Here is a 14,777-nt window from a genome sequence, read left to right on the forward strand (position 1 = left end):
GCAATCGCCGAGCATGGTGCCCTGTTCAATAGGAGCCGTTCACCATGTCGCATTCGTTGTTGCCGTTCATGCTCTTCGCCCTGGTCGCCAGTATCAGCCCCGGGCCTACCAACCTGCTGATCCTTGCCCATGGCGCACGGCAGGGCCTGCGCGCAAGCGTGGCGCCGATCCTGGCGGGTTGCGGCGCGGCGGCAGCGGTCGTGTTGCTGGTCGGCCTGGGCCTTGGTGACTTGCTGGTGCGTCACCCGCTGGCCCAGCAGGTGATGAGCTGGACCGGAGTGCTGTGGTTGAGCTGGCTGGCATGGCGCATTTTGCGCAGCGCGGGGCAGCCCCTGGATGTCAGCGCAGCCAAGCCTTTCGACGCCCTCAGCGCAGCGTCGCTGCAAGTGGTGAACCCGAAAGTGTGGATGATGGCTGTGGCGGTGATCGGCGTGTTTGCAGCGCCGTCGCTGCCGGTGTGGCAATTGGCACTGGTGTTTTTATTGATCGCCCTGCCGTGCATGACAACTTGGGCACTGTTGGGGGGAGGCAGTGCGCGCTGGCTGCAGGCGCCGGGGCGGTTGCTATGGTTCAACCGGGGGTTGGCGGGCATGTTGCTGGTGTCGGCCTGGGCTGCACTGCTTGGCTGAGTTGAAGGTGGGCTGTACCGGCCCTGTCGGCAACTGCCGACGATAGGGCCGGTAACGTCAATCAATGACTCAGGGCCTCGCGAAAGCGCCGGGTACTGGCCATTGCCAGCAGCAAGCCGACCACCGCCACACTCCCGCCGGCCCACCCGACAGAGGCCACCCCCATCTGGCTGCTGACGATACTGCCCAGCAACGCCCCACCGCCAATGCCGATGTTATAGATGCCCGAGAACAGCGCCATCGCCACGTCCGTGGCATCGGACGCCAGCTTCAGGGTCTTGGACTGCAGCGACAGGCTGAAGCTCAGGATCGCGACTCCCCAGAACATGCTCAGCCCGGCAAACAGATAGAAGTTGCTCGCCAGCGGCAACAGCAGCAGCAGGCAAGCCGCCAGCAAGCCGATCGAGCCTACCAGCAGGCCATGCGGAAAGTGGTCGCTGTAGCGGCTGAACAGCACCGAGCCAAACACCCCTGCACCGCCGAACAGCAGCAGCAACAACGTGATGCGCTCACCACTGATCTGTGCCACCTGCAGGGCAAACGGCTCAATGTAGCTGTACGCCGTGAATTGCGCAGTGATCACCAGGGTCACCAGCACATACGTGATCACCAGTGCAGGGCGTTTGAACAGGATCGGCAAGCTGCGCAGCGAACCGGAGTTCTGGCTGGGCAGCAGCGGCAGCGATTTCATCAGGCAAAGCATGGTGGCCAGCGCCACCCCGGCAATGCTGAGGAAGGTCACCCGCCAGCCCAGCGCCTCGCCCACCACGCGCCCCAGCGGGATGCCCAGGACCATTGCCAGGGTCGTACCGGTAGCCAGCAAGCCCAACGCCTTGGCCTGCTGGCCTGGCGGCGCCACACGCACCGCAAGCGAGGCGGTGATGGACCAGAACACGGCATGCGCCAGGGCGATGCCGATGCGGCTCAGCAGCAGCATGGCAAAACTTTGCGACAGCCACGACAGCAGGTGGCTGACCACGAACACCAGGAACACGAACAACAGCAGGCGCCGACGCTCGATGTTGCGCGTGAGCAGCATCATCGGCAGCGAGGCCAAGGCCACCACCCAGGCATAGATGGTCAGCATCAGACCGACCTGAGCAGTGCTCATGTCGAAACTGCGGCCGATGTCGCTGAGCAGCGCCACCGGGACGAACTCAGTGGTGTTGAAGATGAAAGCCGCGAGGGCCAGGGCGATCACACTCAGCCAGCTGCCGCCACCGGTGGTTGGCGCAAGGTTGGTGGGGACAGGTCCGTTCATGGGGCGAATTCAATTCTCCGCAGGCAAGGCGAAAGGACGCGCGTCAGGGGCCAAGTATCGGCCGCGCTGAGGCACGGGTTTGTTATTGGAGGGAATGCCGGCATGGTACGCGTCAACAGCGCGCCTCACAACCAGACGCGCAGACGTGCGCAGGGGAATGGGCGCAGCCCCCAGACCAGATCGCCCATCTGGTCTGGGGGGGCAACGCTTGGCTGGGATGGGTCAGCCCTGCAGCGTCGCCATGTCGATGACGAAACGGTACTTCACATCACCGGCGATCATGCGCTCGTAAGCCTGGTTGATATTGCGGATATCCAGCATCTCGATATCGCAACGGATATCGTGCTCGGCACAGAAATCCAGCACTTCCTGGGTCTGGGCGATACCACCAATCAGCGAGCCGGCCAGCACTCGGCGCTTCATCACCAGGTTGGCTGCGTGCAGCGCCGGGTCGATCGGCTCGATCAGGCCCACCAGGATATGCACGCCATCGAACTTCAGCGTCTCCAGGTACGGGTTCAGGTCGTGCTGCACCGGAATGGTGTCGAGCAGGAAGTCGAAGCGGCCGGCAGCGGCGCGCATCTGCTCGGCATCGGTGGACACGATCACATGGTCGGCGCCTTGGCGACGGGCTTCCTCGGCCTTGGCCTGCGAGCGGGTGAACAATGTCACTTCAGCGCCCAACGCCTTGGCCAGCTTGATACCCATGTGCCCCAGGCCGCCCATGCCAAGGATGCCGACCTTGTGGCCAGGGCCGACGCCATGGTGCTTGAGCGGCGAGTAGGTGGTGATACCGGCGCAGAGAATCGGCGCCGCGCTGGGCAGGTCCATCCCGGCCGGGATGCGCACCACAAAGTGCTCGCTGACCACGATGCTGCTGGAGTAACCGCCCATGGTATTGCTGCCATCGACCCGGTCCGGGGTGGCGTAGGTCATGGTCGGGCCTTCCAGGCAGTATTGCTCCAGGTCCTTGGCACAGGCCTCGCAGTGGCGGCAGGAATCGACCATGCAGCCAACGCCGACCAGGTCACCGACCTTGTGCGCCGATACCTCCTCGCCCACCGCAGTGACGCGGCCGACGATCTCGTGCCCGGGCATCAGCGGGTACACGGCAATGCCCCACTCATTGCGGGCCTGATGGATGTCGGAGTGGCAAACGCCACAGTAGAGGATCTCGATGGCGACATCGTCCGGGCGCGGGCTGCGACGCTCGAAGGTCATGGGTGCCAAGGGGCTGGTCGGGGTTTGGGCGGCGTAACCGATAGCAGTGTACATACAAGACCTCAGGTGAAAGTGAAACGATTCAGTCGATACATTTTCCGCATCCTCGCCCTCCCCGGCCACAGCAGATCCTCCGAGGTGAATGCCTGATTCTCCGAACCTGGCCAGAGCCACCTGGCGCCAAGCCTCAAATCTGAGATGATGCAAGTGTCTGATTCTCTGCCCATGGTCCATCATGCAACTGACCCGCCACGTCGACGCCAACGCCACGCTGTGCGCCCTGATCCGCAGCCTGGCCACACGCCCGGGCTTCGTGCCCACTCATCTGCCACAGGTCCAGGTTTTGAGCTGGGACCATTACGTGGCCAGCAGCCCGCAGATCTACGAGCCCAGCCTGATGATCCTGGCCCAGGGCAGCAAGCTGGCGCGCCTTGGCCCGCGCACCCTAGAGTACGGCGCCGGGCATTACCTGGTGCAGGCGCTGTCGGTGCCGTTCATGTGCGAAACCTTCGCCACCGCCGAAGCGCCGTTGCTGGGCGTGGCTGTGGACATCGACCGTGGCGTGCTGGGTGAACTGGTACAGAGCATGGCGTTGGCGCCTGACCCCGCAGTGCAGGCGCAGACACCGCAGTCGATGACCTCGGCAGCGCTGGATGTGCCCATGCGCGAATGCGTCGAGCGGCTGTTACGCTGCCTGCAGGACCCGATAGACGCCAAGGTGCTCGGGCCGGCGCGGGTGCGCGAGGTTCTGTACACCGCACTGCGTGGGCCCCAGGCCGGGGTGTTGCGGGCGCTGGTCGAGCAGCAGGGGCACTTCGCGCGCATCGGCGCCGCCCTCGCTCACCTGCGTGAACACTACACCGAGCCGCTGAGCGTCGAGGCATTGGCTGCGCGGGCGAACATGAGCGTGTCGACCTTCCACGAGCACTTCAAGCGCTGCACCGACATGGCGCCGATGCAGTACCTCAAGCGCCTGCGGCTGCTCAAGGCGCAACAGATGCTGATCGGCGAAGGGCTGGGCGTGGCGCAGGCGGCGCACCGGGTGGGCTATCAGAGCACCTCACAGTTCAGCCGCGAGTACAAACGCCAGTTTGCCCGTAGCCCGGGGGATGAGCAGGCCTATCAGAGTTTGCCTGCCTGACTGTACGGGCGACAAGCGGGCCCAGCCAAGGCCGTCGACCAAGACATCGATACGCGCTGAACCCGCTTCACGCTGTCAACGGCCACTGCGCCAGCGGCAGGTACTGGCCTTTGCGCGACTCGTAGAGCGCGAAGTACCGGGCGACGATGAAGAAGTCGGGCGCCACGCTGGCCTCGGGCGCCTGGCCGCGAAAGTCCCGTGACAGGGTCAGGTGTGGCCGGTAATCATGGGCCTGCTCGGCAAAGCCCATGGGCAGCAGTGCCTGCTGCAGCCCATAGGCCAGCTGGCGCAGCGCAGCCGGGGCCTGCTGCGGCTCGAGCACCAGCACGTTTGCCCGCGGCCAGACCTTGAGCTGATCGAGCAGCAGGCGCAGGGGTGCATCAGGGCGCGCCAGGTTGTCCACCGCAGCGCAAATCGCCGGTACCTGCGCTGCATCCACATCGCCTAGAAACATCAGGGTCAGGTGGAAGTTCGCACTGGGCACCGGTTTGCCACTACGCAGCTGGAGGCCACGCCGCCACTGGCCTATCGCACGCTGCTGGGCGTCGGTTACCGGCAGGGCGAAAAACAGCCGTTTGAAGGGGGCGCCACTGCGGCGCGGGTCCTGAACCATGCGTGCTCCTTTACCTTAAACGTTTGCGCAAACTGCGGCCATTACACCTTGGTCGGCCGCAAATCTCGCCAACCTCGGTACAAACTATCTGTACAAACTCCCCCCATGATTGTTTATGCTGGCGGGCTTATGCCATGGCGCATGGCCATTTTTCGACAAGTAATCGTCCATGAAAATTGCACTCGTACTGATCTTTGCCCTCTCGATCGCCTATGTTCATCTGCGCGGTCGGGTACGCCACAAGCTCACCCGCCAATTGGGTGACCACTCCAGTTTCCTGGCCCCGGTCAACAGCTTCCTTTACCTGTTCTCCAGGCACCCGGCCAAACCCTATCTGCCGGTAGAAGCGTTCCCCGAGCTGCAGCCGCTCAAGGACCACTGGCAGGAAATCCGCCAGGAGGCCCAGCAGTTGCTGCATGTGGGCGAGATCAAGAAGTCCGATAATTACGACGACGTTGGCTTCAACTCCTTCTTCAAGACCGGCTGGAAGCGCTTCTACCTGAAATGGTACGGCGAAAGCCACCCGTCTGCGATGAACCTGTGCCCGCGCACCACCGAATTGCTGCAGGGCATCGGCACGGTCAAGGCAGCCATGTTCGCGACCCTGCCGCCGGGCGCCAAGCTAGTGCGCCACCGCGACCCTTATGCCGGCTCCTATCGCTACCACCTGGGCCTTGACACACCGAACGACGATGGCTGCTACATCGATGTGGATGGCGAGAAGTATTCCTGGCGTGACGGCGAAGCCGTGGTGTTCGACGAGACCTACATCCACTACGCCGCCAACACCACCGAGCACAACCGGATCATTCTGTTCTGCGACATCGAGCGCCCGCTGAAATACCGCTGGGCGACTGCGTTCAACCGCTGGTTCAGCCGCAATGTGATGGCTGCCGCGGCAGCGCCGAACAATGCCAATGACAAGACTGGCGGCATCAACCGCCTGTTCACCCGGATCTACAAGATTCGTGAACGGGGCAAGGCACTGAAAAAACGCAACCGCATGCGCTACTACCTGGAGAAGTGGCTGGTGGTGGCGGCCTTGGTGCTGGCCTTCATCTATATCTGAGCAGGCCGGGAGCCTTTTGCCGCCATGATCCACATCCGCCCCATGACGCCCGAGGACTTCGAGCGTTTCTGGCCCACCTTCCAGGCCGTTGTCCAGGCCCGCGAAACCTACGCCTACGACCCTGCCCTGAGCTTCGAACAGGCACGCCAGCTATGGCTGGAGCTGCCTTTGCACACGCTGGTGGCCGAGCAGGACGGTGAGTTGCTGGGGGCATACTACCTCAAGGCCAATGCCGCCGGCCCCGGTGCCCATGTTGGCAATTGCGGCTACATGGTCGCCGAAGCCGCCCGTGGTCGCGGCGTGGCCAGGCTGATGTGCGAACACTCACAGAAACTGGCGCGTCAGGAAGGCTTCCTGGCGCTGCAGTTCAACTCGGTGGTGGCCAGCAATGAAGTGGCCGTGGCGCTATGGCACAAACTGGGCTTCGAGACCGTCGGCCGCTTGCCCAAGGCTTACCGCCACGCCCGCCTGGGCCTGGTGGACTGCCTGGTGATGTACAAATGGCTGGCCGACGAGCCGGTAGTGGAAAAACCGCCGCTGCTGATTGGCCGCAAGAACATCGAGGCGCGCGTGTCGCGGCGGCGTGGCCGCTAAACGCGTTGATACCCTGGCCGGCGCCACCGGATTTGCACTTTTCTGCGAACCCGTGGCATAGATGCGGGTCAACGCCTGTATGTGACCGTCTGCGCCACTCAAGGAGCCCCTGCATGAGCAAGTCCCCCTATGTTCCGCCCAAGGTCTGGCGCAATGAGTCAGCCTCTGGCGGCCAGTTCGCCAGTATCAACCGCCCGATCGCCGGCCCTACCCACGACAAGGCGCTGCCTGTTGGCAAGCACCCGTTGCAGCTGTACTCGCTGGCAACCCCCAACGGCGTGAAAGTCACCATCCTTCTTGAAGAACTGCTGGCCCTGGGCCACAGCGGCGCCGAGTACGACGCCTGGTTGATCCGCATCGGCGAAGGCGACCAATTCTCCAGCGGGTTCGTTGAGGTCAACCCCAACTCGAAGATCCCCGCCCTGCTCGATCGCAGCGTCGAGCCACCGGTTCGGGTATTCGAATCGGGTTCGATCCTGCTGTACCTGGCCGAGAAATTCGCAGCCTTCCTGCCCACCGGTGCGGCCGCGCGTACCGAAACCCTGAACTGGCTGTTCTGGCAGATGGGTTCGGCGCCTTATCTGGGTGGGGGCTTTGGCCACTTCTACGTGTATGCCCCGGAAAAGTTCGAATACGCCATCAACCGGTTCACCATGGAAGCCAAGCGCCAGCTGGATGTGCTTGAGCGGCGCCTTGCGCAAAGCCGCTACCTGGGTGGCGATGAGTACAGCATTGCCGATATCGCCGTGTGGCCGTGGTATGGCCAACTGGTACGCGGCAACCTGTATGGCGCAGCAGAGTTCCTTGCCGTGCATGAATACCCGCAGGTGCAACGCTGGGCCGAGGCGATCGCGCAGCGGCCGGCCGTGCAGCGGGGCACCCGGGTCAACCGCACCTGGGGAGATGAAGCCAGCCAGGTGCCCGAGCGCCATTGGGCGGCAGATCTGGATTAAGCGCGTATGGGCCGCCAAGCGGCCCTTTGCCCAGCAAGCCGGCAGCCGCAGGGCCCGACAATGCCCCGCTGCAAAAATCCATTTGCCCCCGCGCAAACCTGCTTCCGCCCAGCCCTTCTTGTACACTCCTCGCAAAAGCCCCCACCTGCACAAATTTTGGTGAAAGCATGATCGAGGTAACCGAGGTTTCCATTGCCGAGCTGCGCGACGCGCTCGAAAAGGGCCGCACGACGGCGGTCGAGCTGGTCAAGGCCTACCTGGCGCGCATCGACGCCTACGATGGAGCCGATACCCCCACCGCGCTGAACGCGGTGGTAGTCCGCAATCCAGAGGCGCTCAAGGAGGCCGAGGCTTCCGACGCGCGCCGCGCCCGTGGCGAACTGCTCGGCCCGCTCGATGGCATCCCTTACACCGCCAAGGACAGCTACCTGGTCAAGGGCCTGACCGCTGCATCCGGCAGCCCGGCGTTCAAAGACCTGGTGGCCCAGCGCGACGCGTTCACCGTCGAGCGCCTGCGCGCCGGCGGCGCCATCTGCCTGGGCAAGACCAACATGCCGCCCATGGCCAACGGTGGCATGCAGCGCGGCGTCTACGGCCGTGCCGAAAGCCCGTACAACGCCGACTACCTGACCGCACCGTTCGCCTCCGGCTCATCCAACGGTGCCGGCACCGCCACCGCTGCCAGCTTCAGCGCCTTCGGCCTGGCCGAGGAAACCTGGTCCAGTGGCCGTGGCCCGGCCTCTAACAACGGCCTGTGCGCCTACACCCCATCGCGCGGGGTCATTTCGGTACGCGGCAACTGGCCGCTGACACCGACCATGGACGTGGTAGTGCCCTACGCCCGCACCATGGCCGACCTGCTGGAAGTGCTGGATGTGGTGGTTGCCGACGATGCCGACAAGCGTGGCGACCTCTGGCGCCTGCAACCTTGGGTGCCAATCCCGGCCGCCTCTTCGGTACGCCCGGCGTCCTACCTGGACCTGGCGGTTGACGCCAGCGCGCTCAAGGGCAAGCGTTTCGGCGTACCGCGCATGTACATCAACGCCGACCCCGAGGCCGGTACGTCCGAGAAACCTGGCATCGGTGGCCCGACCGGCCAGCGCATCAACACCCGAGCCACGGTCATCGACCTGTGGCAACAGGCACGCCAGGCCTTGGAAGCAGCGGGCGCTGAAGTGGTTGAAGTGGACTTCCCACTGGTCTCCAACTGCGAAGGCGATCGGCCCGGCGCACCGACCGTTTACAACCGCGGTATCGTCAGCAAGGCGTTCCTGCATGACGAGCTGTGGGAACTGTCCGGCTGGGGCTTCGACGACTTCCTGCGTGCCAACAACGACCCCAAGCTCAACCGCCTGGCCGATGTCGACGGCCCGCAAATCTTCCCCCACGACCCAGGCACCCTGCCCAACCGTGAGGACGATCTGGCTGCCGGCATGGACGAGTACGTCAACATGGCCAAACGCGGCCTGAAGCGCTGGGACCAGATCGAAACCCTGCCCGACGGCCTGCGCGGGCTGGAAAAGACCCGCAAGCTGGACCTGGAAGACTGGATGGACGCCCAAGGCCTCGATGCGGTGCTGTTCCCGACCGTGGCCGACGTTGGCCCGGCCGATGCCGACGTGAACCCGGCCTCGGCGGACATCGCATGGAGCAACGGCATCTGGGTAGCCAACGGCAACCTCGCCATCCGCCACCTGGGCGTACCGACCGTCACCGTGCCAATGGGCGTGATGGCTGACATCGGCATGCCGGTGGGGCTGACCTTCGCCGGGCGTGCCTACAGTGACAATGCGCTGTTGAGTTTTGCGGCAGCCTTCGAAGCGACCGGCTCACGCCGCATGATCCCGCCACGGACACCGGCGCTGGGGTGATGGTCGCCTGAAAGGCCAATTTCTTGCGCACCCTTGAGATCGAGCGCCGCACCGGCGCTCGACTCGCGCAGCACCGCAAACCGCAGGTCAACATCCCAACGACCACACAAGCCTCTGGACTATTTCTCGATACAGAAGCTCGCCACCAATCGACGCAACTCCCGCGAACGCCCATCCAGCTTTTCACACACTCCCAACGTCTGCTCTTGACCCGCCTGCACATGCTGATTGAGCGTGACGATTTCGCCCACTTCGCGACCGATCGACTCGACCACCGCACGTTGCTGATCCGTGGCGGCAGCGACGGACTGGTTCATGTCATCGATATCGGCCAGACGCCCAATCACTGCATCAATACCCTCGCAGGCCTGAGCGATGACGTGAACGCTGCGCTCGGCGTGCTGGTGGCTGGCTACCATCGAGGCGATCGACGCTTGGGCGCCGACCTGCAGCGATTCGATCATGGCATGGATCTCCTGGGCCGACCTTTGGCTGCGATGTGCCAGTTGACGCACCTCGTCCGCCACCACCGCGAAACCTCGGCCAGACTCCCCTGCTCGCGCAGCTTCAATGGCTGCGTTGAGCGCCAGCAAATTGGTTTGTTGGGCGATGCTGTGAATCACTTCGAGGATGCGGCCGATGGCTTCGGTCTGGCCGCCCAATTGCTCCATGCTCGCGCGGGCGGTTTCAACTTGCGCCGCGAGCGCACCAAGTGCCGTGGAACCATCGCTGAGAATACGCTGGCCCTGCTCGGCCTGGTTGCGCGCCGCAGCACTTTGCACCGAAACATTGGCGGCGTTGCCGGCGATTTCCTGGGCGGCGGCACCCAATTGCTCGATGGCAGCGGCAACCGTGTCGCTGCGCTGCACCAGTTCGCTTGACTGGCGCAGGGTAGCCTGGCTGGCCTGGACCACGCTGCGCGCACCTTCATCGACGCCGACACTGCCATTGGCGACCAGCCCGATGGTGCGCTGCATGCGCTCGACGAAAAGGTTGAACGCCTGGGCCAACTGGGCCAGCTCGTCCCGGCCGGTGGCAGGCAGGCGCTGGGTAAGGTCGCCTTCACCGGCGGCGATATCCTGCATGGCGACGATCATGCGCAGCAGCGGCTTTAGCAGCAAACGCAGCAGCACACCAAGGGCGAGCATCACCAGCAGCACTGACACCAGCATGGCGATCAACGCCGAACCACTGAAGTCGCGCAGTTGCTGGTAAGCAAGGTCACGATCCACCGAAAGCCCGACATACCAGTCAGCACCCGGCAGCCCCGGTACCGGGACGAAGGTATCGATGCGAACCTGGCCATTCACCTCGTGCTCTTGCAGGTCACGACTGACTTTCAGGGGTTGCGCCGGGTCCAGTTCGTTGAGACGACGGTTGATCAGGTCAGTCTGGGGATGCACCAGGATCTTTCCAGCGCCATTGACCAGATAGGCATAGCCTTTGCCCTGCAGGTCGACGCTGCCGATGATCTGGACCAGCGTATCGATCGGCATTCCCGCGCCCACCGCCCCAAGCAATTCGCCGGCACGCACCACCGGGGCAGCGGCGGCCATGATCATTTCCTGGGTAGCGGCATTGACATAAGGCTCGGTGAGGACGCTGTCGTTGCGCGCCTGCACACGCTGGTACCAATCGCGCTGGCGAGCATCATAACCGGCGGGCATATCTTGCTGCGGGCGAATGCTGAAACTGCCATCGGCGCGCGCCAGGTACACCATGTTGAAGGTGTTTTTCAGCACATCCTGGCCGAAGGCCTGCTCGACGGCGGCTTCGCGGGTATCGGCGGCCAAGCGCTGTGCCAGGCTTTCCACCAGCAGCACTCGCCCGCCAAGCCAGTTGTGAACGCTGTCGGCGGCCAGGGCGCCAACCTCGCGCAGCTGGCTTTGCAGCTCTCGGGCCAGCAGGCGCTTTTGCCAGATGTAGTTGTACAGGGTGAACGAAGCGAAGGCGCTGACCACGACCAGGGCAGCGGCCAACAGAATCTTGTGGCTGAATTTCATCATCAAGGCTCTAAAAGGGCCGCGCAGTAAACCCTGCGCGGCCAAACACGCTCTACGCCATTCGCGGCCCCAGGAGCGCGAGGACGCGAATGCAGGCAGAGTCTCAGGCGACCCGCCCTCCCAGGTACAGTTCGCTGACTTGCGGGTCGTACATCAGCTCCCGAGCATTGCCGGTCAACGCCACACTGCCCATCGACAGCACATAGGCGCGGTCGGAGATGCGCAGCGCCTCCATCGCGTTCTGCTCCACCATCAGGATGGTCACGCCTTCCTGGTCGCGGACCTGCTGGATGGCTTCGAACACTTCCAGCAGCACTTTGGGCGACAGGCCCGCCGAGGGTTCATCGAGCAGCAGCAGGCTGGGCCTGGGCATCAGCGCCCGGGCCAGGGCAAGGATCTGCCGCTCACCACCGGACATGGACGCCGCGGGTGCGTTGAACTTCTTTGCCAGGATCGGGTAGGCCGAGCACAGTTCATCGATACGTCGCTGGTTGTCCTGGGGGCGCTGGTAGTGCCCGCCCACGTGGAGGTTTTCGCGGATGCTCAGGCTGGCGAACACGTTGTCGGTCTGCGGCACGAAGCCAAGCCGGCAGCGGCGGATCTTCTCGTGCACCGGTACCCGCGACACGTCCTGCCCCTGCAGCAGGACCTGCCCCTTGCGCGGCAGCAGGTAACCGGCGATGGTCTTGAGCAAGGTGCTCTTGCCGCAACCATTGGGGCCCAACAAGGTAACGATTTCCTTCTGTTCGGCATGCAAAGTCATGCCGCGCAGGATGTCCACCTCGGCGGTGTAGCCGGCGACGACGTCCTTCACTTCAATCATGGCGCGTTCTCCTCGATGGCTTGCGGGCTATGACGGCCACCCAGGTAGGCCTGGATCACCCGCGCGTTGGAGGCCAGCTTGTCCGGCCTGCAACTGGCGACGATCTCGCCGCGGTCCAGCACCACGCAGCGGCTGCAGGCGTCGCGGATGAAGTGCATGTCATGCTCGACGATCACCAGCGTCATGCCCTGGGCATTGAGGCGCTTGAGCGCTTCCACCAAGTCACGGCGCAGGTTGGGGTGCACCCCGGCGGTAGGCTCGTCGAGCAGCACCAGCTCAGGCTCGCCCATCAAGGCACAGACAATGCCCAGCAGTTTCTTCTGCCCACCCGACAGCGCCGAAGCCGGCAGGTCGCGCACAGGGCTGAGCAGCAACTCATCGATCAGCCGCTCGGCCTTGGCCCGCGCCTGCTCCTCCGCCCGGCGCAGCGCCGGTAGGCCGAGCAGCGTGGCGAACACACCGTGCTGGCGGGTGCAGGCTGCCATCGCCACCTCGATGACCGACATCTTGGTGGGCATGGAAGGCAGCTGGAAAGTCCGGGCAATGCCGTGGCGGACGATACGGTGGGCCTGCAACCGCTCGATACGCCGTGCTCCCAGCGCAATGGCGCCGCCATCCACCGCTTCAAAACCCGTGATGCAGTTGAGCAAGGTGCTTTTGCCGGAGCCGTTGGGCCCAAGCAGGCCGACGATTTCGCCGCGCTGCACGTTGAAGCTCACGTCACGCAGCACCTGGTTGCCGCCAAAGGCCTTGGCTACCGATTGCACATTGAGCAGGTATTCGCGCGAAGCACTCATGCGATCTTCCTTACTTTTTCAGGGATCAGACCTTCGCTGCGCCACATCAGGCAGGCCAGCAGGATCGCGCCGATCAGGCCCAGGCGCAGGGCGCCGGCAAGGTCGGAATCAAAGCCCAGGTAATCCTTGGCGAAAGGCACCAGGCTGTAGGCGGCCTGTACCAACAACACCCCCAGCAGCACGCCGCGCAGGTTGCCCAGGCCACCGATCATCAACATGGTCCAGAGCAGGAAGGTCTCGGAGGCGAGCAGGTAGTCAGGGCCGACATAACTCATGAAGTGGGCGTACAGCGAACCGGCGATGGCGGTTAGCGCAGCGCTGGCCATGATCGCCCGCGACTTCAGCGAGGTCAGGTCATACCCCATGCAGGCGGCCAGTTGCGGTTCCTCGCGCATCAGCCGCAGGGCACGGCCGAAACGGCCATCGGCAAGCCGCTGGCAGAGCAGCGTGGCGATCCCCAGCAGCACCAGCATCATCACCAGAAAGCCCACACCGTCGAACAGCGTAGGGATCGCGCCGATGCCTTGCGCCCCACCGGTAAGCCAGCCCTCGTTGGTCGCCACCACGCGCAGGATTTCGGCAATTGCCAGGGTGGCGATACCCCAGTAGTCCGAAGCCAGCTTGCGCCCCAGGCGGGCCACGCACCCGCCCAGACCCATGGCCAGAAGCACACCAAAGGCCATGCCGAGCCATGGCGAATAGCCAGCCTGGACCGCGATGCCGGTGGCGTAGGCGCCCAGGCCGGCGAAGGCGATGTGCCCGAAATTGAGCAGGCCGCCATAGCCGGCCTGCAGGTTGAGCCCCAGTGCCATCAGGCCATAGAGGCTGGCGAAGGTGAGCGCGGAAACAAGGAAATCAAACACGGCGCACCTCCCGGTCGAACAGGCCGTAGGGCTTGAACAGCAATGCCAGTAGCAGGATCAGGAACGCAGCGCCGCTGATGTAGGACACCGGCAGGAAGGCCATTTCCCGGCCCACCAGCCAACCGAAGTTCAGGTTGGTGACCAGGGTTTCGGTGAAGGCGATCAACAAGGCGCCGGCGACCGCACCCATGGGGTTGCCAAGGCCACCGAGGATGGCCGCAGCGAACACCGGCAGGAGCAGGTCATGCCCCAGGTTGATGTGGGCACCGGTGGACAATGCCAGCAGGCCGCCGCCAAGACCTGCGATGGCACCACTGGCGAAGGTCACCATCAGGGTGATCCGGGCAGCGTGCAGGCCGCTGGCGTTGGCCAGTGCCGGGTTGCCGGCCAGCGCGCGCATGGCACGCCCCAGACGGGTATGGAACAGTGCCACGGTGAACGCTGCCAGCAGAACGAGGGTGGTGGCGAAGAAGTACAGCTGGGTGTGGGTGATGCGCGCATCGCCCAACAGGATCGGCGCCTTCAGGGGTAGCTCGAACATCCGCGGGAAGGTACCCGCGCTGCCCTGGAGCGCGGCGACCAGCAGCATGGCGATGGCCAGCGAGCCGATCATGGCGATGGCCGGGCCACTTTTGAGCAGGCGCTGAAACACCAGGCGCTGCAGCACCAGGGTCAGGACACCGACCAGCAGTGCAGCAAACAGCAAGGCCAGCGGCAAGGGCACGCCGGCGGCATCCAGGCCATAGGTCAGGTACGCACCAAGCATGGCGTACTGTACGTGGGCGATATTGGGAAACTTGACCAGGCCATACACCAGGCTGAGGCCGAAGGCGATCAGCGCCAGGTCGGTTGCCCGCAGCAAGGTATCGATCAGGAACTGCAACATGGAAAACACTCCGCAAGAGCAGGCACAAGCCCGCCCGGCGAACCGGGCGGGCG

The 14,777-nt window shown here is 64.2% G+C and carries 14 protein-coding genes and 1 pseudogene; 6 read left to right on the forward strand and 9 right to left on the reverse strand.

The window, feature by feature from the left end; all coding sequences use genetic code 11:
• Positions 1–44: 44 nt before the first annotated feature.
• Positions 45–629, forward strand: coding sequence for a LysE family translocator (locus ACMGF5_RS24390; RefSeq protein WP_414157360.1), 585 nt, complete (start codon positions 45–47; stop codon positions 627–629).
• Positions 630–690: 61 nt separating this feature from the next.
• Here ACMGF5_RS24390 and ACMGF5_RS24395 read toward each other — a convergent pair whose 3' ends face one another.
• Together ACMGF5_RS24395 and calA are read right to left on the reverse strand one after the other, a co-directional pair.
• Positions 691–1,890: a sugar transporter gene (locus ACMGF5_RS24395; protein WP_046785789.1), complete on the reverse strand. Its 1,200-nt coding sequence runs from the start codon at positions 1,888–1,890 to the stop codon at positions 691–693.
• 222 nt (positions 1,891–2,112) lie between these two features.
• The gene (calA, locus tag ACMGF5_RS24400; RefSeq protein WP_119687266.1) at positions 2,113–3,165 is read right to left on the reverse strand and encodes a vanillin reductase; all 1,053 of its coding nucleotides are present in this window, start codon (positions 3,163–3,165) and stop codon (positions 2,113–2,115) included.
• A 181-nt stretch (positions 3,166–3,346) separates the two neighbouring features.
• On the opposite strand from calA, the gene ACMGF5_RS24405 reads away from it, so the two are divergent.
• The gene (locus ACMGF5_RS24405) at positions 3,347–4,252 is read left to right on the forward strand and encodes an AraC family transcriptional regulator (protein WP_119687267.1); all 906 of its coding nucleotides are present in this window, start codon (positions 3,347–3,349) and stop codon (positions 4,250–4,252) included.
• Between the two features lie 67 nt (positions 4,253–4,319).
• Here the strand turns inward: ACMGF5_RS24405 and thpR are convergent, their stop codons facing one another.
• Positions 4,320–4,865, reverse strand: a complete 546-nt coding sequence (gene thpR / locus ACMGF5_RS24410) for an RNA 2',3'-cyclic phosphodiesterase (protein ID WP_119687268.1) — start codon at positions 4,863–4,865, stop codon at positions 4,320–4,322.
• A 169-nt stretch (positions 4,866–5,034) separates the two neighbouring features.
• Between thpR and lpxO the strand changes: the two genes are divergently transcribed.
• The 4 genes from lpxO (at position 5,035) to ACMGF5_RS24430 (ending at position 9,352) form a co-directional block, all read left to right on the forward strand.
• Complete coding sequence (gene lpxO, locus ACMGF5_RS24415) at positions 5,035–5,934, forward strand: lipid A hydroxylase LpxO (protein ID WP_046785785.1); 900 nt, start codon at positions 5,035–5,037, stop codon at positions 5,932–5,934.
• Between the two features lie 24 nt (positions 5,935–5,958).
• A complete protein-coding gene (locus ACMGF5_RS24420; protein WP_115274496.1) occupies positions 5,959–6,528 on the forward strand; it encodes a GNAT family N-acetyltransferase in 570 nt (189 codons plus the stop codon).
• Positions 6,529–6,641: 113 nt separating this feature from the next.
• Entirely contained in the window at positions 6,642–7,481 is an 840-nt protein-coding gene (gene yghU / locus ACMGF5_RS24425) for a glutathione-dependent disulfide-bond oxidoreductase (RefSeq protein WP_119687269.1), read from the forward strand.
• Between the two features lie 167 nt (positions 7,482–7,648).
• On the forward strand, positions 7,649–9,352 hold the full coding sequence (locus tag ACMGF5_RS24430) for an amidase (protein ID WP_204918245.1): 1,704 nt from the start codon (positions 7,649–7,651) through the stop codon (positions 9,350–9,352).
• Between the two features lie 119 nt (positions 9,353–9,471).
• Here the strand turns inward: ACMGF5_RS24430 and ACMGF5_RS24435 are convergent, their stop codons facing one another.
• The 6 genes and pseudogenes from ACMGF5_RS24435 to ACMGF5_RS24460 form a co-directional block, all read right to left on the reverse strand.
• Positions 9,472–10,023 carry a methyl-accepting chemotaxis protein gene (locus ACMGF5_RS24435; protein WP_371316826.1) on the reverse strand — a complete coding sequence of 184 codons (552 nt, stop codon included), beginning with the start codon at positions 10,021–10,023 and terminating at the stop codon, positions 9,472–9,474.
• A gap of 312 nt (positions 10,024–10,335) precedes the next feature.
• Positions 10,336–11,358 (reverse strand): annotated as a pseudogene (locus ACMGF5_RS24440) (cache domain-containing protein); the annotation flags it as partial.
• Positions 11,359–11,458: 100 nt separating this feature from the next.
• Positions 11,459–12,178: an ABC transporter ATP-binding protein gene (locus tag ACMGF5_RS24445; protein WP_174141859.1), complete on the reverse strand. Its 720-nt coding sequence runs from the start codon at positions 12,176–12,178 to the stop codon at positions 11,459–11,461.
• Positions 12,175–12,975 carry an ABC transporter ATP-binding protein gene (locus tag ACMGF5_RS24450; protein WP_174141858.1) on the reverse strand — a complete coding sequence of 267 codons (801 nt, stop codon included), beginning with the start codon at positions 12,973–12,975 and terminating at the stop codon, positions 12,175–12,177. The genes ACMGF5_RS24445 and ACMGF5_RS24450 overlap by 4 nt, the downstream gene beginning before the upstream one ends.
• Positions 12,972–13,838 (reverse strand): branched-chain amino acid ABC transporter permease, encoded by an 867-nt coding sequence (locus tag ACMGF5_RS24455; RefSeq protein WP_039601573.1) that lies wholly within the window; start codon positions 13,836–13,838, stop codon positions 12,972–12,974. Before ACMGF5_RS24455 ends, ACMGF5_RS24450 begins: the two co-directional genes overlap by 4 nt.
• Positions 13,831–14,724, reverse strand: a complete 894-nt coding sequence (locus ACMGF5_RS24460) for a branched-chain amino acid ABC transporter permease (protein WP_115274489.1) — start codon at positions 14,722–14,724, stop codon at positions 13,831–13,833. Before ACMGF5_RS24460 ends, ACMGF5_RS24455 begins: the two co-directional genes overlap by 8 nt.
• Positions 14,725–14,777: the final 53 nt, after the last annotated feature.

The organism is Pseudomonas sp. BNK-15, assembly GCF_047456105.1.
Lineage (GTDB): Bacteria > Pseudomonadota > Gammaproteobacteria > Pseudomonadales > Pseudomonadaceae > Aquipseudomonas > Aquipseudomonas putida_E.